We start from the raw sequence: 16,669 nt of genomic DNA on the forward strand, positions 1-16,669 counted from the left end.
AGGGGCACCGGAGGGCCGGCGAGCACCGGCCGCACCGGATCGGCCGACCGTGTGCGGTGCGATCGTCGTCACGATCCGCGACGCGGGACGGCCGGTGGCATTCCGTCGCCCCCGCACCCGGCCGCCGCAGCGGCGCTACTCCGCCTCCTCCCCCTCCGCACCCGGTCAGGGACCGCCCCTCTCACCGCCCTTGGAGCCACGCTCGTGCACGTCGCCCTCACCGGCGCCACCGGATTCCTCGGACTGCGTCTGCTGCGTCGCCTCCTCGCCACGCACCGGTCGGTGACCGTCCTGGCCCATGCCGGGTCAGGGACCGCGCTGCACCGCATCACCCGGTTCTGCGAACTGACAGGCTCGCCGCAGGCCTTCCTCGACCGGCTCCCCGGTCGGCTGCGGGTGGTGGAGACCGACCTGGCGCTGCCGCGCATGGGCCTGTCCGCACGGACGTTCCAGGAGCTGGCCGACGGCCTCGGCGAGATCTGGCACAGCGCGGGCAGCATCAATCTGGAAGGCGACCTTCCCGCGCTGCGACGGACCAACGTCGAAGGGACCCGGCATGTACTGGAATTGGCGGCCGCCGGTCGCGGGGCACCCCTGATCCGTCATGTGAGCACCGCGTTCGTGGCCGGTGGACGGCGCACCGGGGTGGCGTACGAGGACGAGTTGGACGCCCCCGACGGCTTCGAGAACGCCTATGAGCAGTCCAAGTACGAGGCGGAGCTGCTGGTTCACGACTGGTCCCGGGAGCACCGCCGCCCGGCCCTGGTCCTGCGGCCGGGCGTCCTGGTCACCGACCGGCCGCCGCACCCCGAGCTGCCCTCGCACCCGTTGCAGGTCGTCGAGCGCATTCTGCGCGACGCGCTCGGCGCCGCCGGGTCGGGCGACCGGCTCCGGGTCCGGATGGTGGGGCATCCGCACGGCCGGCTCAACCTCTTGCAGGTGGAGCACGCTGCCGATGTCATGGTGCGGCTGGCCGGGCTGACGCCGTCGGGCGGCGTCGACACGTACCACGTCGTCCACGACCGCGATGTGCCCGTACCCACGGTCGTGGATCTCATGGAACGGCTGGTCCCGCTCTCGATCGACCTGGTCTCCGCCAAGCCGGACGCCCCGTCGGCGTTGGAGGCGCTGCTCGACTTCTACCCGGGCATGACGGCCTACCTCGCCCACCGGCGGCGGTTCGACGACACCCGGGTCAGGACCCGGCTCGGGCCTTCGGCGGCCTCCGCCCCGGTGGGCCTCGACTACCTGTGGTCCGGGCTGGCCCCCCGGGGCGGGGCCCTGCCCCTGTCTTCGGGCGTCCCCCCGGCCCCTCTCCCGTCCGCCCGGTACGCCTGACCAGCCGCCGACCCACCCCGTTGGAGCCTCTCCCGTGTCCGTCCTCACAGCTCTCGGCCAGACTGCCGACTCCTTGCCGGTCTTCTCTCCCGAGGGGATCACGGCCCGTGTCCGGCAGATCCGGGAACCCGTGCACATCGTCAGCGGGCCGGACGGCCGGGAGCTGGGGGTCGCGACCGGCGCCGCGCCCGCCGGTCCGGTGGTCGGCACGCTGCCGCCGCTGTACCCCGAGTGGCTCGGCGGCCGTACCTTCTGCGAGGCGCACGGCGTCCGTTTCCCCTATGTCGCGGGGGAGATGGCCAACGGCATCGCGACGACCCGGATGGTCTCCGCGATGGCCCGGGCGGAGATGATCGGCTTCTTCGGCGCGGGCGGTCTGGCCTACCCCGACGTGGAGCGGGCCGTGCACACACTGGTGCGGGAGCTGGGGGCCCGCTCGAACTGGGGCGTCAATCTCATCCACTCACCGGCCGAACCGGCACTGGAGTTCCGCGTCGCGGAGCTGCTGCTGCGTCGCGGTGTTCCCCGGATCTCGGCCTCGGCTTTCATGGAGCTGACCCCGGCGGTCGTCCTGTGCTCGGCGCACGGGCTGCGCCGGGGCCCGGACGGCGCCGTCGTCCGGCGTACGCGCCTGCTGGCGAAGGTCTCCCGGCCCGAGGTGGCCGAGAGGTTCCTCTCCCCCGCGCCGCCCGCGCTGCTGGACTCCCTCGTCGCCCGGGGGAAACTGACCCGCCAGGAGGCGTCTCTGGCGGCCCTGGTGCCGGTGGCCGAGGACATCACCGTGGAGGCGGACAGCGGCGGGCACACCGACAACCGGCCGTTGTCGGTCCTGCTGCCGAGGATCGCCGCGCTGCGTGACGCGCTGTGCCGGCGGTTCGGTTACCGTCGGCCGGTCCGGCTCGGTGCGGCCGGCGGCCTCGGGACACCGGACGCGGTGGCCGCCGCCTTCGCCCTCGGCGCCTCCTATGTGGTCGTCGGGTCGGTGAACCAGACGGCCGTCGAGGCCGGACTGTCCGACGCGGCCAAGGCGATGCTCTGCGACGCGGACGTCTCCGATGTGGCCATGGCGCCGGCGGCCGACATGTTCGAACTGGGTGTGAAGCTCCAGGTGCTGTCCCGGGGGACGATGTTCGCCCAGCGGGCAGCTCGGCTCCACGCGGCGTACCGGGCCCACGGATCGCTGGAGGAGATCCCGTCCGCGCTGCGCGCCACCATCGAACGCGACGTGCTGCGCGCCTCGTTCGACGAGGTCTGGCGGCACTCTCGCGCGTTCTGGGAGCAGCGCGATCCCGCGGAGATCAGCCGTGCGGAAGCCGACCCGAAGCACCGTATGGCGCTGGTCTTCCGCTGGTATCTGGGCCGTTCCAGCCGGTGGGCGATCACCGGGGAGGAGTCGCGGCGGGCCGACTTCCAGATCTGGTGCGGGCCGGCGATGGGCGCGTTCAACCAGTGGGTGGCGGGCACGTTCCTGGCCGACCCGGCGCACCGGTCCGTGGTGCGGATCGGGCTCAATCTGCTGGAGGGGGCCGCCGTGCTCACACGCGCCCATCAACTGCGCACGTACGGCGTTCCCCTGCCGTCCGAGGCGTTCACCTACGTGCCGTGCGAGCTGGCGTGAGCGGCCTCGGCGCCACCGGGGCGTCGGTACCGGCCGTACGACCCCGAGGAGCGAGCATGTCCGACCCCGCCCCCCGTCAGCTCCCCATCGCCGTGGTCGGCGTGGGGGCCCTGGTGCCGGGCGCCACGGACGCGGCAGGCTACTGGCGGATCGTGACCGGTGGCCGCGACCTGATCACCGAGGTGCCGGCGACCCGCTGGCGCGTGGAGGACCACTACGACCCGGATCCGGCCGCCCCCGACAAGACGTACGCCCGCCGGGGCGCGTTCCTTCCCGAGGTGGACTTCGACCCGATGGCCTACGGGGTGCCGCCCGCCAGTCTGTCGGCGACGGACACCTCCCAACTGCTCGCCCTGATGGTCGCCGACCAGGTGCTGACGGATGCCGACGGCCCGGCCGGGGTGGACCGTGACCGGACCGGCGTCGTCCTCGGCGCGGCGGCTCTCGAACTCCTTCCGCACATGTACGGGCGAGCCCACCGCCCCGCGTGGCTCGCGGGGCTGCGGGAGAGCGGACTCGACGAGACCGAGGCGCAAGCGGTGTGCGACCGCATCGCGGCCCGCTTCGAGCCGTGGCGGGAATCGTCCTTCCCCGGACTGCTCGGCAACGTCGTCGCGGGCCGGATCGCCAACCGGTTCGATCTGCACGGCATCAACCACACCACCGACGCCGCCTGTGCCAGCTCACTCGCGGCCCTGTCGACGGCCGTCGGCGAACTGTCCCTGGGCCGGGCCGACCTGGTGATCAGCGGTGGGGTGGACACCGGGAACGACATCGGCATGTTCCTGTGCTTCTCCAAGACGCCCGCGCTGTCCCCCACGGGCGACTGCCGGCCGTTATCGGCCGCGGCGGACGGCACCATGCTCGGCGAAGCGGTCGTCATGTACGCGCTGAAGCGGTTGTCCGACGCGGAGCGTGACGGCGACCGCATCCACGCGGTGATCCGAGGTCTCGGCACGTCGTCCGACGGCCGGAGCACGGCGATCTACGCTCCGCTGCCCGAGGGCCAGGAACGGGCCCTGCGACGCGCCTACGAGGGAGCCTGCTACGGACCGGAGACCGTGGAGCTGGTCGAGGCGCACGGGACCGGCACGAAGGCCGGCGACACCGCCGAACTGGCGGCACTGGAGGCGGTGTTCAAAGCGTCGGGGCGCCCTGACGGGCAGTGGTGCGCGATCGGTTCGGTCAAGTCGCAGATCGGCCACACCAAGTGCGCCGCGGGCGCGGCGGGTCTGCTCAAGGCGGTCATGGCCCTGCACCACCAGGTGCTGCCTCCGACGGTCAAGGTGGAGCGGCCGAACCCGGCGGCCGCCACCCCGGACGGTCCGTTCTACGTCAACACCGAGACCCGCCCGTGGGTCCGGCCGGCCGGCCATCCCCGGCGGGCGGCGGTGTCGAGTTTCGGTTTCGGCGGCAGCAACTTCCACGTCACGCTGGAGGAGTACGCGCCGTCGGGCGGCCCGGGGCGCCCGGCCCTGCGCCACCGCTCGGCGCCGAGCGAGCTCGTCCTGTTCGGTGGCGACTCCCCGTCGGACCTGACGGAGCCCCGGACGGACGACGATCGTCCGCTGGCCGCGCTGGCGCGGGAGAGCCAGGCCGCCTTCTCCTCCTCCGCCCGGGTGCGGCTGGCCGTCGTCGCCACCGACGCCGAGGAGCTGCGGGAGAAGTACGCGCAGGCGCTCGCACGCATCCGGCGGCGCCCCGACGCGGCGTTCTCGACCCCCACGGGGGTCCGGTACGCGTACGGGGAGGCCGCGCCCGGCCGTATCGGTTTCCTGTTCCCGGGACAGGGGTCCCAGTACGTCGGGATGGGAGCAGGACTCGCGATGCTGGCGCCGGCCGCCCAGGCCGTGTGGGACCGGCTGGGCGGCACCCGCTTCGACGGGCGGCCCCTGCACCGGGTCGTGTTCCCGCCGCCCGCTTTCACCGACGGGGAACGTGCCGCCCGGCGGACCCTGCTGGACGCCACCGAGTGGGCGCAGCCCGCGCTGGCGGTGCACGCGCTGGCCCAGCTGGAGGTGGTGCGGGGGCTGGGGCTGCGGCCGGACTGCGTGGCGGGCCACAGCTTCGGCGAGCTGGTGGCGCTGACGTGCGCGGGCGCGCTGGACGCGGAGTCCCTGGTGGGGCTGGCCCGTCACCGCGGCGAGCTGATGCGGGACGCGGCGGACGCCCCGGGCGCGATGCTTGCGGTGGCGGCGGACCGTACGCACGTGGCCGGGGTACTGGCCGGTGGAGGGTTCGGCGACCTCTGGCCGGCCAACCACAACTCCCCGCGCCAAGTGGTGCTCTCGGGATCGGTGGAGGCGGTCGCGCGCGCCGAGAAGGCGTTCGCGGCCGAGGGGGTCGGCACCCGTCGGCTGGCCGCGTCGACGGCCTTCCACAGCCCGCTGGTCGCCCCGGCCGTCGAGCCGCTCGCCGCGTACCTGCGCACGGTGCCGCTCGCGGAGCCCCGGATCGAGGTCTACGGCAACGCGGACGCGGCGCCGTACCCCTCGTCCCCCGATGAGGTGCGCCGCCGGGTCGCCGGTCATCTCGCCTCCCCGGTGCTCTTCCAGGACCAGATCGAGGCGATGTACGCGGCGGGGGTTCGCACCTTCGTCGAGATCGGCGCGGGCGCCACGCTGACCGGGCTGGTCCACCAGATCCTCGGCGACCGCGGGCACGCGGCCGTCCCCCTGGACCGGCAGGACCGGCCCGGTGCCGACACCCTGCACGCCGCGCTCGGCGAACTCGCCGTACGTGGCGTCCCCCTCGATCTCGATCCGCTCTGGGCGCCGTACGCCCCGCCCGTGACCCCAGCGAAGGAGCGCGAGCCGCGCATGACCGTGAGAATCAGCGGAGCCAACTACGGTCAGTCGCCGCCGACCCGCGCCGCGTCCGACGAGCCGTCGCCCGCTCCGGCACCCGAGCCCCGGCACCGACCGCGGCCCGCCCCCGTACCCACGTCCACGTCCATGTCCACGTCCGACACCCCGGCGGCCCCCATGCCCGCGCACGACATCCCCTCCCCGTCCCACGCCCAGCGGCCTTCGGCGTACGAGGCCGACGCCGCCGAGACCGCCGGAGTCGGGCCCACCGCCGGGGGCGAATGGGTCGCCGCCGTCGAGAGCATCCAACAGCAGACGGCGGAGACCCACGCGGTCTGCCAGCGCCTCCTGACAGACAGCCATCTGGCCTTTCTGCGGCTGACGGAGACGACCCTGGCCGCGATGCTCGGGGCGCCGAACCCGGCCGTGGACGGGGGCGTTCCGGCCCCCGCGACTCCCGCGACTCCACTGCCGCTCCCCCGTTCCTCGTCACCGCGGCACGTGCCGGCGCCGGCCGTGACGCCGTCGGCTCCGGTCGTGACCGTTGCCCCGGCACCAGCGCCCACGTCCGCTCCTACCACACCCACCCTTCCCGCCGCCGGGGCCGCAGCGGCCCCGGCGGCGCCCTTCCCCGCGCCGGAGACGACTGCCGCTCCCGTGGACGACGCTCCCGTCGACGACGCGGTGTCCCTGTCACCGTCGGAGCTGGAGGAGTTGCTCCTGTCGGTGGTGGCCCGCCTCACCGGCTATCCCACCGCGATGCTCAACATGGACATGGAGCTGGAGGCCGATCTGGGCGTCGACTCCATCAAACGCGTGGAGATCCTGTCGGCGGTGCGCCGGCAGGTGGGCGACGTGGCGACGGGGGACCCCGGGCAGCTCGGCAGGCTCCGTACACTGCGCGAGATCGTCGAGACGCTCACCGGCGGCCCCCGGCCTCCCGGGGCCCCGGAGCCGGACGCCCGGGCCGGGCAGCACTCCGTGGCGGCCGGGTCCCCGGCCGTCCGCGAGGCGTCCGGCCCGTCCGCCCCGCCCGCCCCCGACGACCGGACGGGTGAGCGTACGCCACTGACGCGGCTGGTACCGCGTCCGGTGGAGTCGCCCGCGTCCGGGCTCACCACGGCGGGACTCCTGGACGGAGCCGTCGCGGTGACCGGCGGGGGCCCGGACGGGTGCTCGATCGTCGGCCTGGTGGCCCGGAAGCTGACGGAACGCGGCGTGGCCGCCACCGCCGTGGCGAACGTGCCCGACGACGCCCGCGGCGTCGTCCACCTCGGCGGACTCACCGCGGGCGGTACGCCCGACGAAGCACGGGAGGTCCACCGGTCGGCGCTCCGCGCGGCACGCGCCGTGGCGCCCCGGGCCGCAGCGGGCGGCGGGCTGTTCGTGACCGTCCAGGACACCGGGGGCGACTTCGGGCTCTCGGGTCGCGCGCCCGGCCGTGCGTGGCTGGGCGGGGTCGCCGGTCTGGCCAGGACCGCGGCGAAGGAGTGGCCGGACTCCTCGGTCAAGGTCGTCGACTGCGAGCGGGGCGGCCGGGACGACGAGGAGATCGCCGACGCGATCGTCGGGGAGCTGCTCGAAGGCGGGGCCGACCTGGAGGCGGGCCTCCGCGCGGACGGCACGCGCGTGCTGCCGCGGATGGCGCCCCAGCCGGTCACGCCCGCCGGGACCCGGCGGATCTCCGGGGCTTCCGTGATCGTGGCCACCGGAGGGGCCCGCGGGGTGACCGCGGCGGCCCTGCTCGACCTGGCCAGGACCCACCGCCCGCGGATCGTGCTGCTCGGGCGGACGGAGTTGGCCGCCGAGCCGGCCGGGCTGACGTCGGCCACCGACGAACCGGCGCTCACCCGGCTGCTCGCGGAGCGGACCCCGGACGCGGCGGACTCCTCGCCCGCCCGGGTCGCGGAGCGGGCCCGGGAGATTCTGGCCGCGCGTGAAGTGCGGGCGACCCTGGCGGAGTTGGAGGCCGCCGGATCACCCGCCCGGTACCTGCGGGTGGACGTCCGCGACGGTGACGCCCTCTCGGCCGCTCTGCGCACCGTGCGCGAGACGTGGGGGCCGGTCACCGGCATCGTCCACGGTGCGGGGGTGCTGGCCGACAAGCGGATCGTCGACAAGACCGACGAGCAGGCCGAGCCGGTCATGGCGACGAAGGTGGACGGTCTGCGGGCGCTGCTGGCGGCGACGGCGGACGATCCACTGGACACGATGCTCCTGTTCTCGTCGGTGGCCGCCGTGTTCGGCAACGCGGGGCAGAGCGACTACGCGATGGCCAACGAGGTCCTCCTCCAGGTCGCGTCGGCCGAACAGGCCCGTCGGCCCGGCTGCCTGGTGCGGTGTGTGGCCTGGGGGCCCTGGCAGGGCGGCATGGTCACCCCGGTCCTGGCCGCGCACTTCGGCCGGTCCGGGGTTCCGCTCATCCCCCTGGCCCAGGGGGCCGCGGCCTGCACGGCCGAGGTGGACGGTGTCGTCGGCGAGGCCCGCGTGGTCCTGGCGGCGGGAGACGATCCGGCCGCCCTGGCCCCGGCGGGCGACCTGCGGCGCGCACAGGTGCTGGTGCGCTCGGACACCCTGCCGCAGCTGGCCGACCACGCGCCCGCCGGTGTTCCGGTGCTGCCCGTGGCCCTGGTCCTGAACTGGTTCGCGGGCGCGGCCACGGCCTGGCTGCCGGCTGCCGGGCGGCTCGTCCTGCGTGACCTGCGGGTGTATCAGAAGTACGCCCTGCCGGAGCTGTCCGGACCGGGCCACCGGCTCACCCTGCTCGGCAGCCGGGGCGCGCCCGGTGCACCGTCGGGTCTGGACGCGGAGCTGCGGGGCGAGGACGGCCCGGCGCACTTCCGGGCCGTGTTGGACACCGGGACAGGCGAGCCCGACACGACCGCGTGGGACACCGGGACAGGCCAGCCCGACACAACCGCGTGGGACACCGGGACAGGCCAGCCCGACACAACCGCGTGGGACACCGGGACAGGCCAGCCCGACACAACCGCGTGGGACACCCCGGACGGTCTGAAGCCTCTCGACCGGGCCACGCCCTACGACGGGGAGGTCCTCTTCCACGGCCCCCGGTTCCAGGCCCTGCGGACGGTGCGCGGCTTGTCGGAGCACGGGGCGGAGGCGACCGTCGCGGGCCTGCGGGCCCTGGGCTGGGCGGACGAGCATGGCCCGCTCGATCCGGCGGCCGTGGACGGCGCGCTGCAACTCGCCCTGCTCTGGGGCGAGAAGGTGATCGGGGCGGCGACGCTGCCGATGGCCGTCGCGGAGTGCCGGGTGCACCGGCGCGGCCCGGTGGACGGCACCGTGCGCTGTGTGGTGCGGGGTCGGAAGGCACACGAGACCGGGGCGCGCTGCGACGCGGCACTGATCGACGCCGACGGGTCCGTCCTGGTCGAGCTGATCGGTGTCGAACTCGTCCTCCGCCCCTCCTGACCCTGTCCCTCCCTCCGCACCCCGGTCGCCCGGCCCCGCCCCTCCTGGCCCCGGCCCCGCCCCTCCTGGCCCCGGCCCGCCGCGCCACATCCCGTCCCGCCCGCCGCGAAGTGAGACCCCAATGCGTTTCGAACCGATCGCCGTCGTCGGCCGGGGCTGTGTGCTGCCCGGCGCGCTGGACCCGGACACGTTCTGGGAGAACATCGCCGCCGGCCGCACGAGCCTGTCGGCCGCCCCGGAGGGCCGGTGGCGGTTGCCGCGCCGGTGGGCCATGGGTTCGGTGGAGGATCATCTCGACCGCACCTGGACGGATGTCGGCGGTTACGTCCACGGGTTCGAGTCCGTCTTCGACCCGGCCGCCTTCGAACTCCCCCCGGAGCGGATCGCATCGCTGGACCCGCTCTTCCACTGGGTCCTGTACGGGGTGCGCCAGGCGCTCGCCGAGGCGGGGCACTCGGGCCCGCTGCCGCGCGGAGGTCTGGTGCTGGGGAACCTGTCGTACCCCACGCCCGCCGGGGCGGCCTTCGCCGAACACGTATGGCTGTCCGCGCAACAACCCCCGCTCCGCGACGCGCTGCTGGCGGGTGAGCTGCGGACCCGGCCCGATGCCCGCAACCGTTTCTCCTCCGGGCTGCCCGCCCGGCTCGCGGCGCGCGCACTCGGGCTCGGGGCGGGCGCGTGGTCCCTCGACGCCGCCTGTGCTTCCTCGTTGTACGCCGTCAAGCAGGCGTGCGACCGGCTGCACGACGGCACGGCGGATCTCATGGTGGCCGGTGCGGTCAGCCGCCCCGATCCCCTCTACCTGCATGTGGGGTTCTGCGCGCTCTCCGCGACCAGCCGCACGGGGCGCAGCCGGCCCTTCCACCGGGACGCGGACGGGCTGGTGCACGGCGAGGGCGCCGGATTCGTCACCCTGACACGGCTGTCCGACGCCCACGCCGCCGGCCTGCCCGTGCTCGGTGTGATCCGCGGTGTGGGGCTGTCCAACGACGGGCGCGGTTCCGGGTTGATCAGCCCGTCCGAGGAGGGCCAGGTACGGGCCGTGCGCCTGGCGTACGAGAGCGCGGGCGTCGCTCCCGAGTCGGTGTCGCTCGTCGAGTGCCACGCCACGGGGACGCCGGTCGGGGACGCGGTGGAGGCGCGCTCCATGGCCCGGGTCTTCGGGGCCGGTGCGGACGTTCCCATCGGTTCGGCGAAGTCGAACATCGGGCATCTGCTGGCCTCCGCGGGTGTGGCGGGACTGCTGAAGGTGCTCGGTGCGATGCGTGCGGGGGTGCGTCCGGCGACGCTCGGCGCCGGACGACCGCTGGACGTACTGGCGGGCACGCCGTTGCGGGTGCTGGCCGCGGCCGAGGAGTGGGTGGGACCGCGCAGGGCGGCGGTCAGCGCCTTCGGGTTCGGCGGGACCAACGCCCATCTGATCGTCGACGCCCCGGACTGCTCTCCCCCGCCCGCCGTGCCCCGGTCGGCGGGCGGCACGCGGCCCGCCGTCCGGGGTGCCGGGCCGGCCGCCGGGGCCCCCGACCCCGCTGCGGGAGGCGACGCACCGGGCGACCGTACGCCGGTGGCGATCGTCGCCGTCGGAGCCCGGGTCGGCGAGGGGACGTCGCTGGAGGACTTCCGCCGGGCGGTGCTGGGCGGCGAACGGCGTGGCCGCGTCGCGGAGATCGCCGTGGAGCTGACGGACCTGTGCTTCCCGCCGCTGGCCCTGGAGCGGACCGTACGTCATCAGCTCCTGGTGCTGGAGGCCGCCCGGGAGGCCGCCCGGACGGTGAGCCTGCCCCGCGAGCGGACCATGGTGGTCGTCGGTACGGGGGTGGACCCCGAGGTGGCCCGCGCGGGCGCGCGTTGGCGGATTCCGCACTGGCTGGAGCAGTCGGGAACACCGGTCGGCGCGGCTTCGGCGGACCTCACCCGGGAGGCGTTCACCCCGGCCATGACGGCGGAGGGCGTGGTGGGCAGCATGCCGAACCTCGCGGCGAACCGCATCAGCACCCAGCTCGACCTGGCCGGACCCGGGTTCACGGTGTCGGCGGAGGAGGCGTCCGGGCTGGTGGCGCTGGGGATCGCGGCTCGGGCCATTCGGTCGGGGGAGGCCGACGCCGCCCTCGTCGGCGCCACCGACCTGTCCTGCGAGGCGGTCCACCGGGCCGCCCTGCGGGATCTCGGCCGCGACGAGGAGCCCGGGGACGCGGCCGTCGTCCTGATCCTCAAGTCCCTCGACGCCGCCCGCAGGGACGGCGACAGCGTCATGGCCCTGCTGGACGAAGAGGCCACCGGCGAACCCGACATGGTCATCGGCGACGGCGCCGACGCGGTCTTCGATCCGGTGGACTGCTTCGGGCGTGCTCATGCCGCGTCCGGGCTGGTCTCCGTCGCGGTCGCGGCGCTCTCGCTCCAGCACCGCGCGGTACCCCGCCCCGGCGGACCGGCGGACACCGCGGCCGTCGCCCACACCGCGCGGGCCGTCGTCACGCCGTTGGAGGGGCCGGCCGCCGACGTACGGCTGCGCGCGGGGGACGCCCGTCCGTGGCTGCGGGGCCCCGCCCCGCGCCTGCACGTCTACTCCGGGGCCGACCGCCGGGCGGTGCTGGCAGCGCTGGAGGCCGGTACGGAGTCCTCGACCGGCCCGGCCCGGCTGGCCTTCGTGGCCGACGGCGACACCACGTGGCGGGAGCGCGGGGAAGCGGCCCGTCGCTGGCTGGCGGGGGGCGGGGCCCGCCCGGCGGACGTGTCGTACCGGGACGGGCCGGTCGTCGGGCAGACCGCTTTCGTGTACACGAACGGCTCGGCCGCGTACCCGGGGATGGGCCATGAGCTGGCCCTCGCGTTGCCGTCGCTGGGCGAGCGGGTCCGTGAGCGGCACGGGGCCGTGGGGGCGCGGCTGCGGGCCGGCACCGAGCCCGGGGTCCTCGGCCAGATCTGGTCCGTCGCCGAACTGGCCGTGTTGCACACGGTGTTCAGCCGTGAGGTGCTCGGCCTGCGGCCGGACGCCGCGATCGGGTACTCCTCGGGGGAGTCGACGGCGTTGGTCGCCCTGGGAGCCTGGCCGGACGCCTCGGGGCTCTATGAGGCGACCCGGGACAGCGGTCTGTTCACCACGGAGCTCGCGGGCGAGCTGCGGGCGGTGCGGCGCTACTGGCGGCGGCGGGGCATCCGTGGCGACCGGTGGTCGAGCCATCTGATCGCCGCGCCCCTGGCGGCGGTTCGCGCGGAGCTCGCCGGGGAGCGGGCGGTCCACCTGATGGCGGTGAACGCGCCCGGGGTCTGCGTCATCGGTGGCGAGTCCCGGGCGTGCGCGGCCGTCGTGGCCAGGATCGGCGTCGACCGGGCGATCGAGCTGGACTACGACATGGCCGCCCACGCACCGGAGTTGGCGGAGGTGCGGGAGGTGTGGCACGAGGCCCACCGCCGCCCCACGGTCGAGGTCCCCGGCGTTCGCTTCTACAGCGGCGCCTCCGGCCGGGCGTACCGGCCGACGTCCGAGCGGGCCGCCGAGGCGCTCACGGCCCAGGGGCTCGGCACGATCGACTTCGCGGCCACGATCGAACAGGCGTGGGCGGACGGTGTTCGGGTCTTCGTGGAGCACGGCCCGCGGAGGCTGTGCACCGGCTGGATCAAACGGGTGCTCGGCGACCGGGAGCACGTGGCCGTCGCGCTGGACACTCCGGGGGACACGAACCTGCGGCACCTGTGTCATGCGGTGGGCGAACTCGTCGTCGCCGGAGTGCCGGTGGAGGCCGACGCGTTGCTCGCCCGGCTCGCCGGGGCCGCGACCGGCCTCCCCCGGCCCGGCCCCACCGTCACCGTTCCCGTACCGCCCTCTCCGTGCCTGCCGCCCCTGGAGCGCACCGTGACCGTACTGCCCCGGGCCCCGGAACTCGCCCCGGTACCGGAGACGCCCCTCGGTCTCCCCGCCCCGCCGGACCGGGGCCCGGGCCACGTGGTCGCCGCGGCGGGCGAGGAGACCGGGCGCTTCGCCGCCCCGGCGCACGAGGAGAACGAGCACCTGGCCGCCCCGGCCGCCCCCGTTGCGCACTCCCCCGCCGCACCCGTACAGCGGCCCCGGGCGCACGTCGAAGACGCCCGTGGTCCGGGGGCGACGGGAGTCGGGGGCGTGGTCGCCCGGCAGAGTCTGCGGGTCGCCGTGCTGCACCAGGAGGTCATGGCCGCGCACGCGGAATCGCACCGGCGGTTCCTGCGCGTGTCGGCGCTCGCCGTCAGCGCGCTGACCGCAGCGGGCGCGGCGGTACCCGGGCGGCCCGGCCCCGTACCCGTTCCCGTACGACCGCTGCCCCAGCCCCAGCCCGTCACGGCTCCGGCGCCCGTCCGGGCTCCGGGACCGAAGCCGGAGCAGACTCCGCGGCCCGGGCAGGCTCAGCGCCCCGGGCCGACGTTCGACCGGACCCAACTGGAGCACCTCGCCTCCCGCGAGATCTCCACGCTGTTCGGTCCGCTCTTCGCCGAGCAGGACGGCTACGCGGTACAGACCCGGATGCCCGGGCCGCCCATGCTGCTCGCCGACCGGGTCACCGGCATCGACGCGGTGCCCGCGGCGCTCGTCCTGCCGGGCCCGGTTCGCACGGACGGAAGGATCTGGACGGAGACGGATGTCCTGCCCGACAGCTGGTACCTGGATGCGACGGGGCGTGTGCCGGCCGGCGTGCTGATCGAGGCGGGCCAGGCCGACCTGCTCCTGCTCAGCTGGCTGGGCGTCGACCTGCTGAACCGGGGCGAGCGCGCGTACCGGCTGCTGGGCTGTGAGGTGACGTTCCACGGCGGCCCACCGCGCCCCGGCGACACCCTGTGCTTCGAGATCCATCTGGATGGACATGCGGAGGCGGACGGAGTCCGGCTGGCCTTCTTCCACTACGACTGCTACGTGGACGGCGAGCTGCGGCTCAGTGTCCGCGAGGGGCAGGCGGGGTTCTTCACTCCCGCGGAGCTCGCCGGCAGCGGAGGTGTGCGCTGGGATCCCGCCGGCCGCGTGCCCGGGGACGCTCTGCCGTGCGACCCGCCGACCGTGCGCTGCGAACGGACCCGCTTCGACGCCGACCGGGTGCGGGCCCTGACGCTGGGGCGGCCCGGGGACTGTTTCGGACCCGGCTGGGAGGCGACGGCGGCGCACGTCCGTTCGCCCGTACTCGACGAGGAGCGGCTGCGCCTGCTGGACGAGGTCACCGCGTTCGACCCGGCCGGAGGGCCCTGGGGGCGCGGGTATCTGCGGGCCGAGACCGCGTTGTCCCCGGACGACTGGTTCTTCACCGGCCATTTCAAGAACGACCCCTGCATGCCGGGCACGCTGATGCTGCAGGGCGGTCTCCAGGCGATGGCGTTCTACCTGACGGCCATGGGCTTCACCGTCGACCGGGACGGCTGGCGCTTCGAGACGGTCGACGAGCACCCTTCCAGGGCCCTGTGCCGGGGCCAGGCGACCCCGGAGAACCGGCGGGTCGTCTACGAGGTGTTCGTCCGGGGCGTCTCGGCCGGGCCGGTGCCCACGCTTTACGCCGATGTCCTCGGCTCGGTGGACGGACGGAAGGCGTTCCTCGGCACCGACATGGCCCTCCGGCTGGTCCCCGACTGGCCGCTGGCGCACTGGCGGCACTCGGGTCCGCCCACCGTCCAGACCGACGGGGGCCCGGTGCCGCTGTCCCGTCTCGGCGGGCTGACCGGGCATCGGGAGGAGAAGCCGGTGGCGGTGGCGGCCGACGGCTTCGCCTTTGACCACGCCTCGCTGCTGGCGTGCGCCTGGGGCAGGCCGAGCGAGGCGTTCGGCGCCATGTACGAGCCGTTCGACGGCACCCGCAGGGTGGCGCGGCTTCCCGGCCCGCCCTATCACTTCATGAGCCGGATCGTGTCGGTGGACGGTCCGCAGGGCGGAATGCGCGAGGGCAGCGTCGTCGTCGCCGAGTACGACGTACCGGACCGGGCGTGGTACTTCGAGCAGAACGGCGGTCGCCTGATGCCGTTCGCCGTCCTCATGGAGGCGGCGCTCCAGCCCTGCGGGTGGCTCGCCTCGTACGTCGGCAGCGCGACGACCAGCGAGGCGGATCTGCTGTTCCGCAATCTCGACGGGTCGGGAACGGTCACCGGCGAGGTCACCCCGGCGACACGTACGGTCCGCACCAGGGCCGAACTGACCCGCGTCTCGCGCAGCGGGGACATGATCATCGAGTCGTTCCGGGTGACGTGCACGGCCGACGGCGCGCCCCTCTTCGAACTCTCCACGGTCTTCGGTTACTTCCCTCGGTCGGCCTTCGACGACCAGCAGGGGCTGGTGACTTCGGCCGACGACCGGGCCCGCCTCGACGAGCCCGGTGGCCGAGTGGTCGATCTGACCGCGCGCCCCGCCCGGTACTGCGACGGTGAACCACGCCTGCCGGGCGCGATGTTGCTGATGCTGGACCGGGTCACGGGCCACTGGCCGGACGGCGGCAGCGCCGGGCTCGGCCGGTTGCGGTCGGAGAAGGACGTCCACCCGGACGCCTGGTTCTTCCGGGCCCACTTCTTCCAGGACCCCGTGCAGCCGGGCTCGTTGGGGATCGAGGCCATGTGCCAACTGCTTCAGTACCACCTGCTGGAGCAGGGCGCGGCGGACGGGCTCCGCGACCCCGGTTTCGAACCGGTGCTGCCGGGCCGCGAGGCGACCTGGACGTACCGCGGCCAGATCACCCCGGCCAACCGGCTGATCCGGGTGGACATGGACATCGTGGAGAGCGGCACGGACGCCCGGGGTCCCTACGCCGTGGCGGACGCGTCGCTGTGGGGCGACGATCGGTGCATCTACCGGGTGCGGGGGCTGGGCATGCGGGTGGTGCCGGGAGCACCCGCGCGGGTCCGGCCCGGTCAGGCGTAGTGGTTCACGCTGACAGGGCGCGTCCCTGTGTAGGGCGTCCAGCCCTGGAGAGTGGCGGGCAGGCCCACGCGGCTGTCGCAGTCGATGACCTGGAAGTGCAGATGCGGGCCCGTGGAAGCGCCCGTGCTGCCCGACCAGCCGACGATCCGGCCCTGCGGAACCCAGTCACCCGGCTCGTGGAACGACCGGTTCAGGTGCGCGTAGTGGGTGCACTGGCCGTTCGAGTGCCGGATGATCACCTCGATGCCGTTCTGCCAGTACGGCGACCAGTTCGAGAAGACGATGGTTCCCGCCTGCGCGGCGGACACCTCGTAGTCGGCGGGGAGCCCGAAGTCCCACGCGTACTCGTTGTAGGGACCGGTGTGGGAGTACGTGCCCTCCGGCCCCTGGGTCACCGTGTAGGCCTCACCAGCCGGGTACGGCAGCTCGTAGGAGTAGTCCACCGCCGCGGCCGGGGACGCGCCCGTCGTGGTGATGCCCACCGCCGTGAGCAGCGCGCTCGCCCCCACCGCCGTGCGGCGCAGAACTCTCTTCATCCCGCTCATGTACGACTCCGTTCACGTTCCCGGGTAGCCGGCCTCCGCGTCCCGTCGGGGCGCGGGAGTGCAAGGATCA

Annotated in this window: 5 protein-coding genes; 4 read left to right on the top strand and 1 reads right to left on the bottom strand. The window is 74.7% G+C overall.

Annotated elements, in window-relative coordinates; all coding sequences use genetic code 11:
• Window positions 1-204 precede the first annotated feature (204 nt).
• The 4 genes from ACH4RG_RS31455 to ACH4RG_RS31470 all read left to right on the top strand — a co-directional run bounded on the left by ACH4RG_RS31455 (window position 205) and on the right by ACH4RG_RS31470 (window position 16,054).
• Window positions 205-1,338 carry an SDR family oxidoreductase gene (locus ACH4RG_RS31455; RefSeq protein WP_398540584.1) on the top strand — a complete coding sequence of 378 codons (1,134 nt, stop codon included), beginning with the start codon at window positions 205-207 and terminating at the stop codon, window positions 1,336-1,338.
• A 34-nt stretch (window positions 1,339-1,372) separates the two neighbouring features.
• A complete protein-coding gene (locus ACH4RG_RS31460; protein ID WP_397931490.1) occupies window positions 1,373-2,956 on the top strand; it encodes a PfaD family polyunsaturated fatty acid/polyketide biosynthesis protein in 1,584 nt (527 codons plus the stop codon).
• 56 nt (window positions 2,957-3,012) lie between these two features.
• Window positions 3,013-9,195 carry an SDR family NAD(P)-dependent oxidoreductase gene (locus ACH4RG_RS31465; RefSeq protein ID WP_398540585.1) on the top strand — a complete coding sequence of 2,061 codons (6,183 nt, stop codon included), beginning with the start codon at window positions 3,013-3,015 and terminating at the stop codon, window positions 9,193-9,195.
• 121 nt (window positions 9,196-9,316) lie between these two features.
• Window positions 9,317-16,054: a beta-ketoacyl synthase N-terminal-like domain-containing protein gene (locus tag ACH4RG_RS31470; protein WP_398540586.1), complete on the top strand. Its 6,738-nt coding sequence runs from the start codon at window positions 9,317-9,319 to the stop codon at window positions 16,052-16,054.
• Here ACH4RG_RS31470 and ACH4RG_RS31475 read toward each other — a convergent pair.
• Window positions 16,045-16,599 (bottom strand): M23 family metallopeptidase, encoded by a 555-nt coding sequence (locus ACH4RG_RS31475; protein ID WP_397923553.1) that lies wholly within the window; start codon window positions 16,597-16,599, stop codon window positions 16,045-16,047. The two genes, ACH4RG_RS31470 and ACH4RG_RS31475, sit on opposite strands and share 10 nt — an antisense overlap.
• Window positions 16,600-16,669 lie beyond the last annotated feature (70 nt).

This window comes from Streptomyces sp. NPDC021019, assembly GCF_044333295.1.
GTDB lineage: Bacteria > Actinomycetota > Actinomycetes > Streptomycetales > Streptomycetaceae > Streptomyces.

Excerpts from the sequence above, each read along its gene's own strand:
- ACH4RG_RS31465 (WP_398540585.1), top strand. The coding sequence starts at position 3,013 with ATGTCCGACCCCGCCCCCCGTCAGCTCCCCATCGCCGTGGTCGGCGTG.
- ACH4RG_RS31475 (WP_397923553.1), bottom strand. The coding sequence starts at position 16,599 with ATGAGCGGGATGAAGAGAGTTCTGCGCCGCACGGCGGTGGGGGCGAGC.
- ACH4RG_RS31470 (WP_398540586.1), top strand. The coding sequence starts at position 9,317 with ATGCGTTTCGAACCGATCGCCGTCGTCGGCCGGGGCTGTGTGCTGCCC.